Below are 390 nucleotides of genomic sequence, written 5' to 3' on the forward strand. Positions count from 1 at the left end.
CCGCTGATCCTGGCGCTGGCCAACCCCACGCCCGAGATCCTGCCGGAAGTGGCGCAATCGGTGCGCGACGACGTGGTCATGGCCACGGGCCGTTCGGACTATCCGAACCAGGTCAACAACGTGCTGTGCTTCCCGTACATCTTCCGCGGCGCGCTGGACGTAGGCGCCACCACCATTACCCGTGAAATGGAAAAGGCGGCGGTGTATGCCATCGCCGAGCTGGCGGAAGAAGAACAGAACGAAGTCGTGGCCGCGGCCTATGGCACCTACGACATCTCGTTCGGCCCTGAATACCTGATTCCCAAGCCCTTCGATCCGCGCCTGATCGTGCGCATCGCGCCGGCGGTGGCCAAGGCCGCGATGGAAGGCGGCGTGGCGACGCGTCCGCTG

The 390-nt window shown here is 65.4% G+C and carries 1 protein-coding gene; it reads left to right on the plus strand.

Going from position 1 to position 390, the window contains the following annotated elements; genetic code table 11:
- Positions 1-390, plus strand: a 390-nt coding sequence (locus BRO63_RS24350; RefSeq protein ID WP_306425688.1) for a malic enzyme-like NAD(P)-binding protein, incomplete at both ends; no start/stop codon positions are given.

Source organism: Achromobacter xylosoxidans, assembly GCF_002192695.1.
GTDB lineage: Bacteria > Pseudomonadota > Gammaproteobacteria > Burkholderiales > Burkholderiaceae_B > Achromobacter > Achromobacter xylosoxidans_C.